Source organism: Flavobacterium sp. RNTU_13 (assembly GCF_046614455.1).
In the GTDB taxonomy this organism is placed as follows: Bacteria; Bacteroidota; Bacteroidia; order Flavobacteriales; family Flavobacteriaceae; genus Flavobacterium.
Genome location: NZ_JBKJHB010000001.1, coordinates 622,006 through 642,520 on the forward strand (window position 1 = coordinate 622,006; position 20,515 = coordinate 642,520).

Consider the following 20,515-nt stretch of genomic DNA (forward strand, 5'->3'; position numbering starts at 1 on the left):
CCCTAAGAACCACCTTGTACGCAGGGTGGTTTTTTTATGGGCATAGCCATCTTATTTTTCTTAATGAAATCATAAATATCACAAAACAGATGTGAACCATCATAAATAAAAGTTAAGGTATTACAAAAGTCATTATGGGAGTATTTGATAATTAAATGTTTTATTAACGATAAATAAACAAAATATAACTATTTCGTTGTTTTACTAACGAAAATATGGTAGTTATAGCGTCTATTTAACAATAATAAACCAAAACAATTATGTTAAAAATTGTATTTTATTCAATTTTATTACAAATAAAATTGGTTTCATTGATAAAAATATCAACAGTTAGCTTTAAGTGTTATAAAAAACTAAAAATAAATGCGTTTGTGTTATTTTTATGTTAATTCGATATTTTTGTAAATCTAACAGAAAAAAGATGATGGAAAATTACACACGGCAAGCAGACTATCAACGGTCTGCATCACCAGAACGTGAGTTTAGTATGCGATCCGGCCCCGGATGGCATAATAATCTCATGAAACGGTTTGTGCTCACAGTAGCATTTTTACTCTTCTGCCTGGTGCCTGCCTTAGCGCAGGTAAGCGTTAGCGCTACAGGAGGAACGACTACCGGTAGTTATGCCACAGTTAATGCTGCCTTTACGGCAATTAACGCTGGCACACACACCGGAAACATTGTAATCACAGTTACAGCAAACACGACAGAACCCGCCACGGCAGTACAACTGCTAAAAAGCGCGGCTCCGTCATCGTACACCAGCATCCTCATTAAACCAGGCAGTGCAGGCATCGTAATTAGTTCTGCAGCTACTCCTACTAACAACAGGGGTATATTAGAGTTTGTTGGTGCTGACAATGTAACAATAGATGGTAGTGCTAACGGCACTACTTCCAGAGACCTTACAATACAATGTAGTACTTCTACCGGAGCAAATGGCCCGGCAGTAATAAGGTTATCGTCTAACTCAACTACGGGAACTGATGGCGCAGATAACATTACCATTAAAAACTGTATAATTGTAGGGGCACGCAGCTCTGCTACCAGTACTAGTACAAACTATGGGATTGTATTCGCAAACAGCACTGGAAACATCAGTGCAAACCTAGGGTCGTATTCAAGCATCAACACTGTAATACAAAACAACCTTATTACAAGGTGTTACAATGGTATATATGCAGCAGGTGTAAGCGCAACGTATCCCAATACTGGGCTTCAAATAACTGGAAATACTCTAGGAAGCGCTACATCTTCAGATAACATTGGAGCACGAGGTGTATATGTCTCTTTCACGGCAACATCTACATCAGGAGGAAGCGCAATCATTGAAAAAAATGATATTCGCGCTGGTGACAATGGTACCACCGGATACGGTGCAATTGTAACGGGTGTAGAAGTAAACTCAACAAACTATGGTGTTATAATTAGGAGAAATAACATTCATAATGTTAACCAGCCTACTACGAGTGGATGGGCAGGTACAGGTATTTACATAAACTCAGCTACAAACAATACTTTGGGTTATATTCAAAATAATATAATCCGAGACATAACCGCAAGTAACTACAGTACTTCTAATACTGCATCATATATAAACTATGGTATATGGTTTAATGCAGGTGTTACAGGCTACAACGTAGATAATAACACTATAGCGTTCTTAGTAGCTAACCCTACCGGCTCAACAACTAATCCGGCATCTAACCTGATTTACTTGTCTAGCGGTACGTTATCTTCTTTTAGAAACAACATCCTTATAAATACTGTTAACAGTACTAACGCTCTTGGTCTTTATGTGGCAACCACATCAAGTATTTCATCTGCTGCAGTAAATAACAACAATTACTATATTCCAAGTGGTAGTATAGGCTATTACAATGCTGGAAACAGAACTAATCTTGCAGCATGGCAATCTGCTACATCTAAAGATGGAAATTCTTACAGCACTAACGTTACGTTTACGTCGGCAACAGATCTTCATATTCCGGCAGGTACCAGTACAATCTTGGAATCAGGTGGCGCATCGTTGGCTGCTACAGGCGTATCTGTAGACTATGACGGAGACGCAAGGCCAGGGCCTTCGGGTTCTGTAAACGGCGGCGCCACTGCTCCGGATATAGGTGCCGACGAATTTGATGGTATCCCTGCTGTGCCATGTACCACGCCAAGCGCCGCTACGGCAACAGCTATAACTACAGCCAGCACTACAGCAACCAGCATAGCAGGAACAATCACTGCACCTGCCACTGCCCCTACGGGGTATCTTGTTGTTTATAGTACTTCGGCTACGCTAAGCGCAGGGCCGGTAGACGGAACTGCTTACTCTGCGGGTACTGCACTTGGCGGAGGTACCGTAGGATATGCAGGTACTGCTACATCTTATACTATAAGTTCGTTAACATCAAACACTAATTACTATGTGTTTGTTTACAGCTATAATTCAGGAACATGTTTAGCAGGGCCTAAATATTCGGCTACATCTGTAACAGCAAATGCGGTTACGTGTGCTGCTGCTCCAACTGCGCTTGCTGCCAGCACTACTAATAACAGTGCTTCTGTAAGCTGGACTGCATCTGCTACGGGTGGTGGTGCCGCTGCCATTACCTATACACTACAATTGTATAGCGATTCTGGTTACGCAACACTCCTAAACACATATAACAACGTTACAAGTGCGTACGTTATAAGTGGTCTTACAGCTAACACTATCTACTACTACCGTTTGACAAGCTCTAACGGAAGTTGTGGTACCACCGCAACAGGTAACTTTACAACACAATTAGTTACACCGGTTACATGGACGGAAGGTTTTACAACAACTACGCTGCCCGCAGGATGGGTTAATACAGGCACGTGGACTATTGGTTCTGCGCGTGGTGTTACGGGCAACCCCGGTAATAACATCTACAAAAACCTGTTTTCCAGCACAACTACTGCCAGTTTTACAACAATAAACATTGGTCCTCTGGGCAGTAACGACCGACTGAAGTTTGACTGGAAAACGTCAAACTTTTCGAGTCCGTATGGTGCTCCGGCAGCAGGTTCTGGAAACATTGTAGTAGAAATTTCTACCAACTACGGAAGCAGCTATACAACACTGGCTACTTTCAATAACGATGGTACATCCACATGGCGCAACAACGTATTATCGCTTTCAGCTTATGCAGGACAAAATGTAAAACTAAGGTTTACAGGCAACTGGACTAGCGGCGACTACGATTTAGCTTTTGATAACTTTGTTATAGAGCCTACCCCTGCATGTGCTGCTCCTACAGATATTACAGTAGGCGTAGTGTCTGAAAGTACCGCTGCAGTAAGCTGGACTGCGCCATCGCCTGCGCCGGCTAACGGATATGAATACTATATAAGCACCACAAATACTGCACCTACTGCTGCCACAGGCGCTACAGGTACAGTTGCAGCTGGTACTACAAATACTGTATTTACATCGCTTAACCAAAACACCACTTACTACTTCTGGTTAAGATCTGTATGTAGCGGAGCCGATATATCTGCATGGTCTTCATCGGGTGCATTTACCACGCAAGCTGTTGCGCCGGTAACATGGACAGAAGGTTTTACCACCACAACGTTACCTACGGGATGGTCTAATTCAGGGTTTACAATAGGATCTGCACGTGGTGCAACAGGCAACCCTGGTAACAGTATCTATAAAAACATATATGGTACAACACCTAGCGGTAACTTCAGCACTATAAATATAGGCCCACTAGGAAGTAATGACCGTTTAAAGTTTGACTGGAAAACGACTAACTTCTCAAGTCCTTATGATGCTCCTGCAGCTGATTCTGGTAATTTTGTAATAGAGATTTCTACTAACTACGGAAACAGCTACACTACACTTGCAACGGTAAATAACGACGGTACTGCCGCATGGCATACAAACACCTATTCGCTAAGTGCATATGAAGGTGAGATTGTAAAAATCCGTATTACCGGTAACCGTACAAGCGGTGACTATGACCTTGCTTTTGACAACTTTATTGTTGAGCCAACTCCTACGTGTGAAGCTGCTACTTCACCAATTACTGGAGCAGTAACAAACAATAGTGCTTCGGTAAGCTGGACAGCATCTGTAAGTACGCCTGCAAGTGGATATGAGTACTATGTAAGCACTACAAACACTGCACCTACCGCTGCAACTACTGCAACCGGTAGCGTAAGCGCAGGAACAGTAAGTGCTACTATTACATCTTTATCGGGCAACACAACCTACTACTGGTGGGTACGTGCTGTGTGTAGCACTTCAGACAAGTCTACGTGGACAGCCGGAACCACCTTTAGCACTTTATGTGACCCAGTTACAAGCATAAACGAAAACTTTGACGGCGTTACCGCTCCTGCACTCCCTTCATGCTGGACAAGAATAATAAGAGGTGCTACGGTAAGTACGCTGGCTACTGTGGTAACTAACACAAGCGTTGTAAGCACAAGCCCTAACGCTGCGAGGTTATACAATGCCGGATCTGGAACAAGCGACGAAATAATGCTTGTTACCCCACTAATCAGCAACCTTACGGGCGGTTCTCGCCAGGTGCGTTTTAACGCCGCTAATACATTAACAGATGTAAACTTAGAAGTTGGTGTACTAACCGGTTACGGCAGCAGCGCTACATTTACTGTACTGCAAACCATAACACTTACTACAACAATGACTGAGTATGCTGTGCCATTTACATCTTACACGGGCTCTGGCAACAGAATCGCGCTAAGAATGGTAAACAACGCACAGTACGGCTACATTTACATAGACGACTTTAAGTGGGAAACTATACCTACATGTTACAAGCCTACGGGTGTAACAGTAGCAAGCACTACCACTACAAGCGCTACATTTAACTGGACTGCTCCTACACAAGGAACTCCTGCAACGTATGAGTATGAAATCCGTTCAGCAGGAGCTGCCGGAAGCGGAAGCGCAGGCCTTGCTGCCAGCGGTTCTGTAACTGCACCTGCACTTACAGCAACAGCATCTGGCCTACAGGCAGCAACTACGTATACCATATATATGCGTACAAACTGTGGCGTATCAGACAACAGCGAGTGGACAACAGGAAGAACATTTACTACACTTTGTAACCCTGTAACGTCTCTGCCTTGGACTGAAAACTTTGACAGCATGGCAGCTATAGGTACAAATGTGCTACCTACCTGCTGGTCAGCTATAGCGACAGGAACAGAGAATTACAACACTTCAAACGCGGCATCTAACACCTACAATGACCCTAGAAGTACGCCAAACTATGTAACCCTTTACTGGCAGGGTTCAAATATTAATTCAGCGTACCTTTGGACACCTGGATTCCAACTAAACGCCGGCGAGAGCTATACCTTTAGTTACTATTGGGCTGGTGATGGCTTGACAGGATGGGCTGGTGAAGTATATTCTAATACTTCTCAGAGTTCTACCGGAGCGACTCAGCTTGGCGCAGCGTTCGTAACTTCTTCAACTACTACAACATCCGGATACACATTAGTAACCAGGACATTTGTTCCTGCTACAAGTGGCGTATACTACTTTGGTATAAGGACAACAACTACGAGCTTTTCTCCTGAATACCTTGGATTTGATGACTTCAGCCTTGTTAAAACTCCAAGTAGCATAACATCATTTACACCAAGTTCAGTATGTTCTGCAGGTGGAACAAATGTTACTATTACAGGTGTAAACCTTAATGGCGCTACTTCGGTTAAATTTAACGGCGTTAACGCTGCATCTTACACCGTAGCAAACAATACTACGATTAACGCTGTAACTCCGGCAGGCTTAACCGCAGGAGCTATAACTGTAGTAACCCCTAGCAATACTGCAACCAGCAGTACTAACTTTACTATAACTACAAACCCTACCGTACCGGCTATTACCGGAGGCGAGGGAGGATCTGTATGTTTAGGCACACCGCTTACACTGAGCAACGCTACAACAGGTGGTGTTTGGACTACATCTAACGATGCTGTGGCAACAGTTAATGCTTCTACCGGTGTGGTAACGGGTGTAGCACCAGGTATTGTTACTATATCATATACTGTAACAACTAACGGATGTTCTACAACACGCAACCAGGCTTTAACAGTAATAACACCTCCATCAATTGTTTCGGCGAGTGGTAACCAAACCCTTACCGAAGGCGCTACTGCTACTTATACAGTAACTGCCTCTGGCGATATTACAGGCTATCAGTGGCAAATAAACACGGGCAGCGGATGGAACAACATTACTAACGACGCTACATACAGTGGAGCTACTACAAGTGCGCTTACCATAAGCAACTTAGTAAATACCATGAATAATAACCAATACAGGGTTATCGTTTCGGGTAACGCACCTTGCGGACAAGCAACGTCTAATCCTGCTTCATTGTTTATAAGCACAATAGGCATCACATCGCAACCGACAGATGTAACGCTTTGTTCTACAACAACTACTGCTTCTTACAGCGTTTCTGCTACAGGTACAGGTCTTACCTACCAGTGGCAGGTTAACACGGGAAGTGCATGGACTAACCTAAGCGGTCAAACTTCTTCCACACTTAACCTAAGCGGAATTACAACTGCTTTTAACGGATATAAGTACCGTGTTATCATTACAGACAGCAACAGTACTACAGCTACATCGAGCGAAGTAAACCTTACTGTAAATGAAGTATTGAATGTAACAAGCCAGCCATCTAATCAAACGGCTTGTTTCGGTAGTACATCAACAAAAACCTTTACAGTAGCTTATACAGGCGCTGCTACAGGTATACAATGGCAGTACTCTGCTAATGGTACTTCTTGGTCAGATCTTGTTGCTACACCTCCTGCAGGCGTAAGCTACAGCGGTGGTGCTTCAAACACGCTAACAGTAAACATTGGTGCAAGTACACCAATAGCTACGTACTACTACCGCGCTGTAATAGGTGGTACAAGTCCTTGTGGCGATGTTACTACAAACACTGCAACGCTTTCTGTGTACAGTGCTACTATAACTGCTACTGCAAGCAGCAGCAGCTACTGTACCCCAGGCACAGGCGTAACACTTACAGCAACCGGAGGTTCTACCTATGTATGGTCTCCTGCTGCAGGTCTAAGCGCTACAACAGGTGCAAGCGTAATTGCTACGCCATCTGCTACAACAACCTATACTGTAACAGGTACAGACGCTAATGGTTGTGTAAACACCGCTACCGTTACTGTAACTGTAAATGCTGCGCCAAGCGTAACAGCTTCTGCTTCTGCAGCAGGAGTTTGTTCAGGACAAACTGTAACATTATCAGCAGTAGGTGCAGTTGCCTTTACTACAGGTAACGTAAGTACTTATGGTTTTGCAGCCTCTACCGGAGCTACGCTTGAGGACATGAGCAGCGCAACAACGATAGGTGTTGCAGATAACGACGATGACCCGTACGCAGCTTCTAACATAGGGTTTACATTTAACTATAACGGAGTAGACTATACCCAATTCTCTGCCTCTCCAGATGGTTTTATTACCCTTGGCAGCGCCACAGCTGCAGCGCAGTACAATAACGACTTTACATCTACAACAAACCCTGTAAAAATCGCTCCTTACTGGGATGACCTTGCCTTAGGAGACGCAGCAAACGGTGGATACATTAAATATGTAGTTACCGGAACCGCTCCTAACCGTATATGTAAAATAGAGTGGTTTGTTACTATTCCTCGTAATACAACAGGAACACCATCGAGCAAGTTCCAGATTTGGCTTTATGAAAGCACAAACGCTATTGATTTCCGATACGGAACAATGGGTAGTGCAACATCAAGCGCTTCTGTGGGTATACGTGGTACTGGTACAACTAACTTCCAGAGTGTAACAATAAGCTCTAATACAGCTGCAGTAGGCACAGCTAATAACAATAATGCTTTACAACCTACATTAGGAACTAAATATACGTTTACACCGGTTCAGCCAACGCTTAGCTACGCATGGACATCAATCCCTGCAGGCTTTACTTCAACTGACCAAAACCCGGTAGCAACGATAACAGCTAATACTACATACGTAGTTACTGCAACCGCTTCAAACGGATGTACAGCTACAACAAGTGTAGCAGTAACAAACAACTCTCCTGCCGTAGCCGATATTACCGGCAATACCACAGGAAACATGTGTACAAGTGCCACATTAGATCTTGACAGCGCTACAACAGGCGGTTTATGGTCTTCTTCTAACACTGCCATTGCCACTGTAGATGGTACTACAGGTGTGGTAACCGGTATTGCACAAGGAGCAGTAACCATTACTTATACTGTAACAGCTAATGGCTGTAGCGCATCTAAAACAACAAGCATAAACGTATATGTAGCCCCTGCAATTACATCTGCAAGCGGCAACCAAACGGTAACCGCAGGTTCTTCGGCTACTTATACCGTAAATGCTACAGGATCTAACCTTGCTTACCAATGGCAGGTAAATACCGGCAGCGGATGGACTAACATTGCTGACGATACCACCTACGCCGGTACAGCAACAGCTACGCTTACTTTAAGTAACGTAACTACGGCTATGAACGGATACCAATATAGAGTTAGTGTAAGCGGAACTGCACCATGCAGTGCTGTAACATCTAACCCGGCATCGCTAATTATAAGCGACATAGGTATTACTTCACAACCAGAAAATGCTACCATCTGTTCTACATCTACAACTGCTTCATTTAGCGTTACAGCTACAGGTACAGGCCTTACTTACCAGTGGCAGGTAAATACCGGAAGCGGATGGACTGATTTAACAGGTGAAACAGCATCTACACTTTCTGTTACAGGTATTACTACCGCTTATAACGGTTATCAATATCATGTAATTATAACAGATGCAACTGCTACTACTGCAACATCTAGCGCAGCTATCCTAACTGTTAACAGCCCAGCTGTAATAACAACTCAGGCTACTTCGCAAGGCACATGCTTTGGTACTGCCGGTTCTAAAACCTTTACTATTGTACGTTCTGGTACAGAAGCCATCCAGTGGCAATACTCAGCTAATGGAACAACAGGATGGGCAAACGTAACAAACGCTACCCCTGCAGGCATCAGCTACACAGGCAATACTAACAATGCGCTTACAGTGTCTACAACTGCTACAACTGCAGCGGGAGTATACTACTTCCGCGCTGTGATTGACTCTGCATCGCCATGTGACGATACAGTAAGCAGCGTAGTTACATTAACTGTATCTCAGCCATCTGTAACTGCTTCAGCAAGCTCTTCTACTTACTGTACACCAGGAGGTACAGCAGTAACACTAAGTGCAAGCGGTGCATCAACTTACAGTTGGTCTCCGGCTACAGGTCTTAGCGCTACAACAGGCGCAAGCGTTACCGCTTCACCTACAGCTACAACAACGTATACCGTTACCGGTACAAACGAATTTGGCTGTACAGCTACTTCTACAGTAACTGTAACTGTAAACAACGCGCCTACTGTGGCTGCAATTGCAGCTGTATCAGAAGTATGTGCCGGAGGTACAGTACAACTAGACGCAAATGCTGCCGTTGCATTTACTACGCCAGCTATAACCTCATACCAGTTTACAAGTACTACGGGTACGTATACCCCGGTAAGCAGCAATGCTACTTCGGTTCCAGTACTGGCAGATCTTGCTATTAGTGCCACGTTACCTATCGGATTTACATTTAACTATGGTGGAAACAACTACACCCAGTTTAAAATGACTTCAGATGGTTTCATTACACTAAATACTGCTCAGACATCAACTATTTCTGGCAACAACTTAAGTACTGCTAACGCAAATGCGAGGCCAATAATAGCACCGTTATGGGATGACCACGCCGGTAGCGCAACGGCTGGTTCTTATGCCGGATATGAGCTAACAGGTTCAGCACCAAACAGGGTACTTACTGTAGAGTGGAGAAACTGGCTATGGGGCTATTTAGCCACCACGCCGGTAATAAGCTTCCAGGTAAAACTTTATGAAGGAACAAACAACATAGAGTTTACTTACCGTACAGAAAGCGGAAGCATAAGCAGTGGATCTGCCTCTATAGGACTAGGCGCACCTACCGGTAACGGATCAGGAAGCTACCTTGCCCTAACGAGCATTAGCACACCTGCAGTAAGCAGTAGCACAAACACTACTAACTTAAACACTAAGCCTGCTACAGGCACTGTATACAGGTTTAGCCCTGGTAATGCTCCTGCACTAACCTATGCATGGACATCTGTACCGGCAGGATTTACTTCTAATATTAAGAACCCTGTAGCTACAGTAAGTGCAAATACTACTTATTATGTAACTGCAACTGCTCCTAACGGATGTTCTAACACATCTAACGTAAGTGTAACTACTACAAGTGGCGCAACCATAACTACGCAACCTGTAGCCAGTACAACGCTATGCCAAGGTGGTAACTTTACATTAACTGTTGCTGCTACTGGCCCTGGTGTAACATACCAGTGGAGAAAAGGCGGTAACAACATTGTAGGTGCAACCACAAACACATACACTGTAACAGGAGCAACTCCTGCACAAAGCGGAGACTATGACGTTGTTGTAACACCATCATGCGGTAGCGCACTAACAAGTAATGTGGCTACGGTATTAGTTAACCCTACACCTACTGTAACCGCACCATCTAATGTAAATGTATGTGCAGGTGCTACAGTAAGCGCCATAACACTAACCGGAACGCCAAGCGGTGTTACGTTTGATATTACAGGCGGAGCCGCTGTAGGTTTAGCAAACCAAACTAACATTACAAGCATTCCATCGTTTACTGCTGTGAGCACTCAAGCTAACGCAACGGTAACAATAACGCCTAAGGCAAATGGCTGTACTGGAACTGCAGTAACGTTTACTATTACTGTAAATCCGTTGCCTACCGCAGTGAGCGTAGCTACACCGGCTGCACTTTGTAATACCGGTAGCGCTACAGCTACACTTACAGCAACGGGTGGTTCTCACAGTACTACAATACTTACTGAGAACTTTAACTCTAATGCTCCTACCTGGAGTATTGCAGGAACTGGTGCCGCCTCAACAAACTGGGTATACCAAACAGTTCCTTACACGTACGCCAGTTATTTCACAAACTTCTCTACAACAAACGGAGGTAAGTTTGCAATAAGTAACTCAGACATTGGAGGAAGCGGTAGTACTACAAACACTACGCTTGCATCTCCAACATTCAGTACGGTAGGATATACTGCTGCAACGCTAACATTTGAGCACTATTTAAGGTACTCAACAGGAGACACTGCCAATGTAGAAATTTCTACAAACGGTGGTAGCTCATGGGCTACACTACAAGCTTACACAGCTACTGCAGGTACTAGTACAGCGACAACAAATGCTTCTATTACGCTACCTTCACAGTACCTGGGTCAGGCTAACTTAAGGATCAGGTTTAATTTCGTAAGCAATTACGGTTATTTCTGGCTAGTAGATAACGTTAATGTAAGCGGTACTACACAAGCACCTATAACATGGACGCCTACAACAGCGCTTTATACAGATGCAGCAGGTACAATTGCTTATACCGGCGATGCAAGGGCTACCGTTTACGCTAAGCCTACTGCAAACACCACGTATACTGCTACAGCAACAACTACATCTGGTTGTACAAGCACTGCTAACGTTACAGTTACTGTAAACGCGTCTAGCGCTCCAAGCGCAGCAGACCAGCAGTTCTGTGCAGGTGCTACAGTGGCAAACCTTGTAGCTACAGGAAGTAACATACAGTGGTATAGTGCTGCAACAGGAGGATCTCCACTTGCAGGCACAACAGCGCTAACGCCAGCTACGTACTACGCTTCTCAAACAGTAAATGGTTGCGAAAGTGCACGTACTGCCATAGTGGTAACACTATTAAGCTCATGGACTGGTGCTGTAAGTAGCGACTGGGCAAACCCTGCTAACTGGTGTGGTAACACAATACCTACAACAGCAGTAGATGTTATTATACCGGCTGTAACAACACTTCCGGTGATTACTACAGGTAATACAGCTCTTGCACACAACCTTACGCTGAGTGCAAACGCAACACTTACTGTACAAACGGGAGCAACGCTAAGTGTAGATAATATACTTGCCGTAAATCCATCTGCAACGCTAACCGTACAAAATAACGGTGCGCTAATACAAGGTGCAGGTACAGTAGTTAACCCTAACAGCGGTAACATAGTGTTTACTAAAAACGGTAGCTTACTTTACAGAAATGACTATACCATGTGGTCATCTCCGGTAACGGGACAAAACCTTGCGGCCTTCTCCCCTGCCACAGTATCTACACGTTTCTATACGTATAACCCTGTTACAGACCAGTATGCGCGTGTAACGGCTGCAGATAACTCATTTGCTCCGGCAAGAGGTTACCTAATCCGTATGCCAGACAACTATCCGTTAGTATCAGGATACTACACAGGTGCAACTCCGGTAAGCTTTGCGGGTACCTTTACAGGTGCGCCAAACAACGGTACTGTAAACTATACATTGTCTACAGCCGGAAACGGATTTAACTCTGTGGGTAACCCATATCCTTCTCCAATAAACCTGGCTGCCTTCTTTGCGGCAAACAGTTCATCTATAAACGCCTCTTCAGGTATTTATCTATGGAGAAAGAAAAACAACGGCGACAACACGTCTTATGCAACGCTTACCCTTGCAGCCTACACAGCAAACCCTGCAACAGGCGGAGGATCTGAAAACAGTTCATTCTACGTGTACGATCAGTCAACAGGATCTAACAACTGGTTAATTGCACCGGCACAAGGATTCATTGTTAAAACAAATGCAACTTCAGGTAACCCTACACTAACATTTACAAATGCTATGCGTAGACCTACCCCTGGAACATCTCAGTCTTTCTTCAGGCAGCAGGCCGATACTAATTCGCGTATGTGGATTAACATGACTGCCGCTAACGGAATGGCAAGCCAAACCGCAATTGCATACATGAACCAAGGTACCCTTGGCATGGATTACGGATACGACGGTGAGAAGTTTACAGATGCAAACACATTAGCAGTGTACTCTATTGCCGAGTCTAAGGCACTTGCTGTACAGGCAAGGCCACAGTTTAACAACACAGATATAGTACCAGTAGGTTTCTTTGCTCCGGCAGCAGGCACTTACACTCTATCTATGGACCATGTAGATGGTGTTTTTGCAAACGGTCAAACAATATATCTTCGCGATAACGTAGAAGGTGTAGTGCGTAACCTAAGCAACAACAGCTATACATTTGCTACTGAAGCAGGAACATTTGACAACCGTTTTGAAGTTCTGTACACTACAGAAGCTCTTGGAACAAATGACCCTACTATAAACCCAGACAATGTTGTAGTATACAAAGAAGGTACTACTATACAAATTAATACCGGCAGCACTATTATGAACGGAATTACTGTTTATGATATCCGCGGAAGGAAAATTTACAGCGTAAGCGATATAAACAATACGCAAACCGCTATAACAAACCTTACTGCAGAACAGCAAGTATTAATTGTAGAAATAGACACTGTAAAAGGTAAAGTAAGCAAACGAATCATCTACTAACGGTTGCTATAAGCATTTAATCCCAAAATAAGAAGCGGGGCTGTCTCAGTTGTGAGACAGCCCCCTTTTTATTTATACGGCAACCAGCACACAAGTAGCAACGCATATTAGCCATCTTCCTTCTCAAGCATCACAATACATCTCTAAAAACGCGCCAGGTATTTATGGCAACAAATAAAAAATGCAGAACAAAAGAGCTCATTGAAATAACCGAACCAAAGCACCAGTTTAATCATTCGACTATAGCTACTAATGCCACCAAAAACAGTAACCGAAATATAGACAATCCATACTCCATTAACGCAACAACTCATTACCAATACTTTACACGTAAATTTTGTTAAAACAGTCTATAATTTGTCTATAGACAAAATGCAAAAAAACACCGCCCAACGGCATAACTTTGCTTCATCGAACATTATTTAACAACCGTTCGTCTATACTTATTGCAATTCGTCGACACTTTACGTGGACTTGCCCCCCTTATATACCTGTCCGACGAAATCCACAAAAAACGCGACGAAATGCAGCGTACATTTGTAATGTAATAATAACAGAACAGTTTTTTACATCCAGCATCGCATCAAACTAAAAAATAAATACTAAAAAATGATTTCAATAGTAAAAAAACACACAGAATACCGCCAATAGGCAAATACGTAGGTACAAAGGCGTTATAATTCCGGCCTTTAAAAAAGATCTAAAAGATGTAGTTTGTCGTAAAAAAAAGCACTTCATCTGAAACTTACTGATAATCAATACTAAAAAAATTGATAAAAAATTTTCAGTAATAAAAATTCTTAGTACATTTGCCCCCGCAACCAAAAAATAGTTAAGCCCCCCTTAACTACCTAAAATTTAAATAATTACTAAAATGAAAAAAGCATTATTTTTACTATTGCTATCTCCAGTTATTGCCTTTTCTGGAACTAGCCGCAACAATGGTACTGCCCCTAAAACTATCGTTAATAAAACTACTGCAGCTCCTGTTGCAGGACTAAGCGGAACGTACACGATAGGTGCTACAGGCGCTAATTATACAACTATAACTGCTGCCGTAAACGCACTTAACTCTCAAGGTGTTGCCGGACCGGTTACCTTTAGGTTTAAAGACGCTAACTATAACAACACTACCGGCGAAACGTTCCCTATCGTTATTAATGCTGTTAGTGGTGCATCAGCGACAAATACCATAACATTTAAACCTGCTGCTAACGTAAACACAACAATAACAGCAAACAACATAAACGGCTACACTGGCGTACCTGCTTTGTTTATACTAAAAGGTAGCGACTATGTTACTTTTGATGGTAGTAACACAGATGGCGGAAGCTCAAGAAACCTAAAGCTTGTTAATGGTGATAACATCGACTACATACACCGCTCGGTTATATGGGTAGCAAGTAACGGAACTAACGGTGCTACTTATAACACCTTTAAGTACCTTAACATAAGAATGACTGTTAAAAACAGCGGAAGCACGTATTGTGCGGGTATATACGCTGGTAAATATGATACAGGAAACAGCATTAACCAGGATCCGGCAGAAGCTGACAACAAATACCTTACAATAATAAACAACGACTTTGACAACGTAAAACAAGGTGTTGTTATAAACGGTAGTAATACAGCTAACCTACGCACAACATATACTGTTGTAAAAGCAAACGACCTTGGTGCGTCTACAACTGAAACTATTATTTGCCCTGCAACATTTAACAACGTTGACAACTTTACATATACAGAAAACTTTATCTATAACCTTTACAGAAATACCACTGCAGGTGCTCTTATCTCTGCCGGTATCTACGTAAGCGGAAACAGTACAAACGGTACCATTACCCGTAACCAAATGAAAACCTTTACCAAAACGGTAACAGAAAGCTATACATTTGGTGGTGTAGTACTTGCTTCTACAGCTACTTCAAGTAACATCCTGGTAGCTAACAACTTTATCGCCGGGATATCTGGTAACAACAACGGATCTCCTTACCTAAACGGCCATGGTATATCTATAGCATCTGGCGGCGGATACAAAATTTACCACAACAGTGTTTACATGAACACTAACCAAAGTAATGACAACACAACAAACGGTTTCTCTGCAGCGCTATATGTAAAGGGTGCAACCGGAGTAGATGTAAGAAACAACATTTTTGTGAACACACAAACAAATACGCTTACACGCAGGTGTGCCATACTGATTGACGGAGCGGCAAGCCAGCTATCTACACTTAATTACAATGATGTTTATTCTACAGATAAAATAGGTTACGCAGGTACAAATGCTTCATGGTTTGGCAACCCAGATTATCAAACAACACTTTCTGGATGGAAAACACTTTCTGGAAAAGAAGCTAACTCTATAAGCTACCTTCCTGCCTTTACTAGTGCTACAGATCTACATATAACTAGTGCTTCATCTAACGATGTTTTAAAAGCAGGAACATACATTTCAACGGTAAATAAAGATATAGACAACCAGGTACGCAGCACTACTACACCTGCTATAGGAGCAGATGAGTTTGGTACAGTAACATTCCCTACAGGTAGCGGTTCTACAGGTATCTACTGTTCATCTTCTACAACATGGAACGGAACAAGCTGGAGTAACGGAAGCCCTGCAATAAACAAAGATGTTATCTTTACAGGAAACTATACGGTGAGCGGTAACACTACACTATCGGCCTGTTCTATATATGTTCTAAACGGCGCAACAGTAGAATTTACAGGTACAAGTACAGCTTATGTAGACCATAGCGTAAACGTACAAACAAACGGTAGCCTTACATTTAGGAGCGGTACAGTACTTTTCCAGGTAGATACAGACCAAAACAGCGGTACAGTAACCATAGAGCGCAACAGCGGACTACTTAAACGTTACGATTACACAATGTGGTCTTCTCCGGTAGTAGATAACAGAACTACAGGTTTCCAAACTCTTAAGCAGTTCTCTCCTGCTACTTCGGCCGGTCGTTTTTACCAATACAACACTAACAGCGGTACACAAGGTTTATATGCTAAAGTAGATGAAACTACAACTAAGTTCTCTTTGGGTAAAGGTTTCCTTATCCGTATGCCAGACACTAACCCAGCCTCAGGATATTACCAAGGTACTACAAGGATAACTTTTACAGGTTCATTCCAGGGTACACCAACTAACGGGACTGTAAGGGTACCTCTAACGTACACAGACGCTAACCATGCCTTTAACGCAATAGGAAACCCATACGCTTCTCCAATAAGCATCAGCGATTTCCTTAACGCAAACAGCGACGCTATAACTGGTACAATATGGTTATGGAGAAAAACAAACGATAAAACGCAGACAAGCTACTCTACATGTAACCTATCGGGCTACATTGCTAACAGTGCTCCGGGCGGAACTGACACAAGTGGTAACATAGTAATACAAAATCCATTTGCTATAGATGCTAAAGGTTCTCTTAACACTGCTCAGGGCTTTATTGTAAAAGCTAAAGACGCAAGCAAAGAAGTAATATTCAGAAACGATATGCGTTTGCAAAACCACAGCAACGCTTTCTTCAGGACTACAGCTGCAGATGCCGGCCAGGTAGTAACCTTAAGCAACGACGGTGTAGACAGGCTTTGGTTAAACATCTCTAACGGTGACACAGATCCTCAGTTCAGCCAAACACTTATCGCCTACAACCCTGTAACAACTACAGATATTGAAGAAGGATATGACAGCGAAAACATAGGAACAGACGGTATAAACCTTTACACAGTTCATGTTAAAGAAGGTGTTTCAACAAACTTTGGTATCCAGACTCGCGGTTCATTTAACGTAGAAGACAGGTACTACCTAGGCTATAACGCTACAGCTGCAGGAACATACACTATACACACAGATGATGTAACAGGTGTTTTTGCAAACGGACAAAAAGCATACCTTGTGGATAACGTAGAAGGTATAGTAAGAGATATTACAACTTACGACTACACATTTACTACAGAAGCTGGTACATTTAACGACAGGTTTACAGTAGTTTACAAAGCAGAAAACGCTTCACTTGGTACATCTACTCCGGTAGCAGACGTTAAAGAAGTAAAAGTTTACAACAACAACAACGAAATAAAAGCCCTGGCTCCTACTCAAATCAAGGCTGTGGTTATCTACGACATGCTTGGCCGTACACTGTACAGCAATGCTAAAGTAAACAACACAGAATTTGCATCAGGCGCTATCAATGCAGACCATCAGGTAGTAGTGGTTAACATGACTCTTGAAAACGGACAAGCTGTATCAAAGAAAATTATGATGAACTAATCATCATAATGGTTTAGTAATTTTTAGTTGGATAAAAGGGCGGGGGTAACACCCCGGCCTTTTAGATATAAAAGATCTTTCACTTAGTAATAATATAGCAGTAACAGCTTACGGCATATTGTGGAATTTTTTTCCCATTTTCCACAATGTTTAGTAATTTTTTAGTTGGATGCTAGCCCCGGCGGCTTTTACCTCCGGGGCTTGTTTTAAAAACTAAACTGCACAGGCTTTATAATGATAAGGCAATGTCATTATAATATTTTAGTAATTTTTTTAGTTGGATGCACGATAAAGGACACTTAGGTGTCCTTTATCATTTTATAGAACCCTGTAGAAAAATTACTGCGGAGTTTTACTTATAAGAATGCTAACGGCATTACCACCAAAGCCCACAGCATTAATTAAAATATTTTTAAGCTCCCTATTTTGCACAGCCTCATAAAAAGGCGAAGGGATAAACGTATTATGCTGTAGCATATAAGCAGCCATCTCAAGGCTAAGCATACCACTGGCACCAAAGGTGTGCCCTATTTTCCATTTGTTGGTGGTAAGCAGGGGAATGTTATTGCCAAATATAGCTTTAACCGCATTATATTCCGCTAAATCACCTTTTACCGTTCCTGGCGCATGCATTACCACCGCATCTATATCTGTTGCAGAAATCGCTCCTAAAGCCATTCTCATGCTTGTTTGCAGGCAATCTCCATTAGCAGACAACGATGCACCGTGAGATATAACCTCTGTGGCATACCCTACACCTCTTATATATGCAAGAGCATTTTCTTTATAACCAGATTCCAGGCACGCTACAGCAGCGCCTTCACCCAGCACCATGGTATTTAATTCTTTTTCTAAATCAAGGGCGCGGCACGGAAACTCATTAGTAATATAACTGTAAATTTTCATGGCGCGCATTTGGGCTATGGTAAACCCGGTAAGGGGCGCCTCGCTACCTCCTACCAAAAACCGCTGTGCCATACCGCTCTTTAGCCAGGCTACGCCGTTTAACACGGCGTGAAGTGCCGTACTACAGGTAATGGAATGTGAGATCTCAGGACCAGAGCTTTTAATATCCTGCGCTACCCAGCTGGCTATGTTACCCAGCGTAGTGCCCGGCGAAGCCTGCACTGCAGCTTTACCGGTTTCAAGAAACTCGCTGTGATACTGCTCAAATAAATCAGTAGCACCACGGCTGGAGCCAATGTTTACACCTACGTTAAGTGCATTGTCCCAACCAGATTGTGCAATAGCTGAGCGGGAAGCCAATATGGCATACAAAACAGATTTATCGAGATTTTTATAATGAGGATTGCTCTTTTTAAGGCGTTCGGCTTTTTCTGAAAGCGCGACAGGGAGCACACCACCAAACGTTTTAGAATCTATAGCTGTAAGCTCGGTTAACAGCGTTTTCCCGGATTGGTATTGTGCCCACACATCCGATGGATTATCGCCAAGCGGCGAAAATGAACCAATAGCAACAACAGAAATAACATCGGTACCCATACCAATTAAAAATTTTTACAAAGATACGGGTACTAATGCTTTTAAAATACTAAAATCGTTTGTTAAGCCATTTTCTTACCGGAACGTCATAACAGTAAAGTGACAATAAAGCCACCACTATACTTACTACAAAAGTAAGCAGCATATAAGGCCAAGCCTCTGAAAAAGCAGGCTTTTTGTTATTAGAAACATAGGCCGTATAGGTATATATAAACGGATAATGTGTTATGTACAAAGGATAGGATATATCCCCTAAAAATTTACTGATTTTTAAACCTGCCCCACTAACAGTTCCGCCTGCGCCTAAAAGCACTATAAAAGGAAAAACGACTATAATGCAAAAACTTTCGTATATACCGTTAATCCATAGCCGGCCTGTTCCGCCCAGTCGCGGCATACACAAAGCCACAATAAGCAACACAGCACTATAAAAAAACGCGTTTTTAAAGCACTGTAGTCGCGCAGCCCTATGCAGTAAAATACCCGCAAAAAATGGGAACATTACGCGTGTAAGGCCTATGTGAATTCCGGATAAAGAAAGTTCCCACCCCCCTACTACATCGCCTGTTTTACCAAAGACAGCGAGGTAAATTAGTGCGGTACCAAATATTGCTACAAAAAAAGCCAGCCATCTATCAGAAAGCCTGCGCCCTACAAGAGCATATAGTATGTTCGCCACATATTCGTAAAATAATGACCATCCGGGGCCGTTTAATGGGTGCATTTCGCCCCAGCCCCTTATCTCAGTACCAGGCGACAAAGGAATTAGAAAACATCCCAGTAGAAACGCTACAATTACCTTCCATACCGGAGTATCTGCTACGGCAGGCATCCATGGGCAAGTCTGAAAATAAAATAGCAGCGCACCTATAAGCATGCCCAAAACTACTAAAGGCTGTAACCGTAAAACCCGTCTTTTCAGGAACTGCATTACGTTCATAGTACACCACCTGTCATCATACGCATAGCTGATTACAAAACCAGAGAGCAAAAAGAAAAAATCAACCGCCAAGTAGCCGTGATTTATAATCTGGTCCTGGTGCCCGGACGAATGAGGCTCAAAAATATGGAAGATAACAACAAGTATTGCTGCTGTGCCCCGCAGCGCGTCTAGCACGGCATAATGAGGCTTATCTGCCCTTACAGCAACCTCCGGATTTAGATATTTCATAAGATGTTTT

4 protein-coding genes are annotated in these 20,515 nt (G+C 42.9%); 2 read left to right on the forward strand and 2 right to left on the reverse strand.

Features of this window, described 5'->3' with window-relative positions:
* The first annotated feature begins 520 nt into the window (after nucleotides 1-520).
* Nucleotides 521-13,540, forward strand: a complete 13,020-nt coding sequence (locus ACLI08_RS02830) for a fibronectin type III domain-containing protein (RefSeq protein ID WP_411426939.1) — start codon at nucleotides 521-523, stop codon at nucleotides 13,538-13,540.
* An 874-nt stretch (nucleotides 13,541-14,414) separates the two neighbouring features.
* On the forward strand, nucleotides 14,415-17,831 hold the full coding sequence (locus ACLI08_RS02835) for a T9SS sorting signal type C domain-containing protein (protein ID WP_411426940.1): 3,417 nt from the start codon (nucleotides 14,415-14,417) through the stop codon (nucleotides 17,829-17,831).
* Between the two features lie 339 nt (nucleotides 17,832-18,170).
* Here the strand turns inward: ACLI08_RS02835 and ACLI08_RS02840 are convergent, their stop codons facing one another.
* Nucleotides 18,171-19,334: a beta-ketoacyl synthase N-terminal-like domain-containing protein gene (locus tag ACLI08_RS02840; RefSeq protein ID WP_411426941.1), complete on the reverse strand. Its 1,164-nt coding sequence runs from the start codon at nucleotides 19,332-19,334 to the stop codon at nucleotides 18,171-18,173.
* A gap of 49 nt (nucleotides 19,335-19,383) precedes the next feature.
* Nucleotides 19,384-20,505 carry an acyltransferase family protein gene (locus ACLI08_RS02845; RefSeq protein WP_411426942.1) on the reverse strand — a complete coding sequence of 374 codons (1,122 nt, stop codon included), beginning with the start codon at nucleotides 20,503-20,505 and terminating at the stop codon, nucleotides 19,384-19,386.
* Between the last annotated feature and the right edge of the window lie 10 nt (nucleotides 20,506-20,515).

Excerpts from the sequence above, each read along its gene's own strand:
- ACLI08_RS02830 (WP_411426939.1), top strand. The coding sequence starts at position 521 with ATGAAACGGTTTGTGCTCACAGTAGCATTTTTACTCTTCTGCCTGGTG.
- ACLI08_RS02835 (WP_411426940.1), top strand. The coding sequence starts at position 14,415 with ATGAAAAAAGCATTATTTTTACTATTGCTATCTCCAGTTATTGCCTTT.
- ACLI08_RS02845 (WP_411426942.1), bottom strand. The coding sequence starts at position 20,505 with ATGAAATATCTAAATCCGGAGGTTGCTGTAAGGGCAGATAAGCCTCAT.
- ACLI08_RS02840 (WP_411426941.1), bottom strand. The coding sequence starts at position 19,334 with ATGGGTACCGATGTTATTTCTGTTGTTGCTATTGGTTCATTTTCGCCG.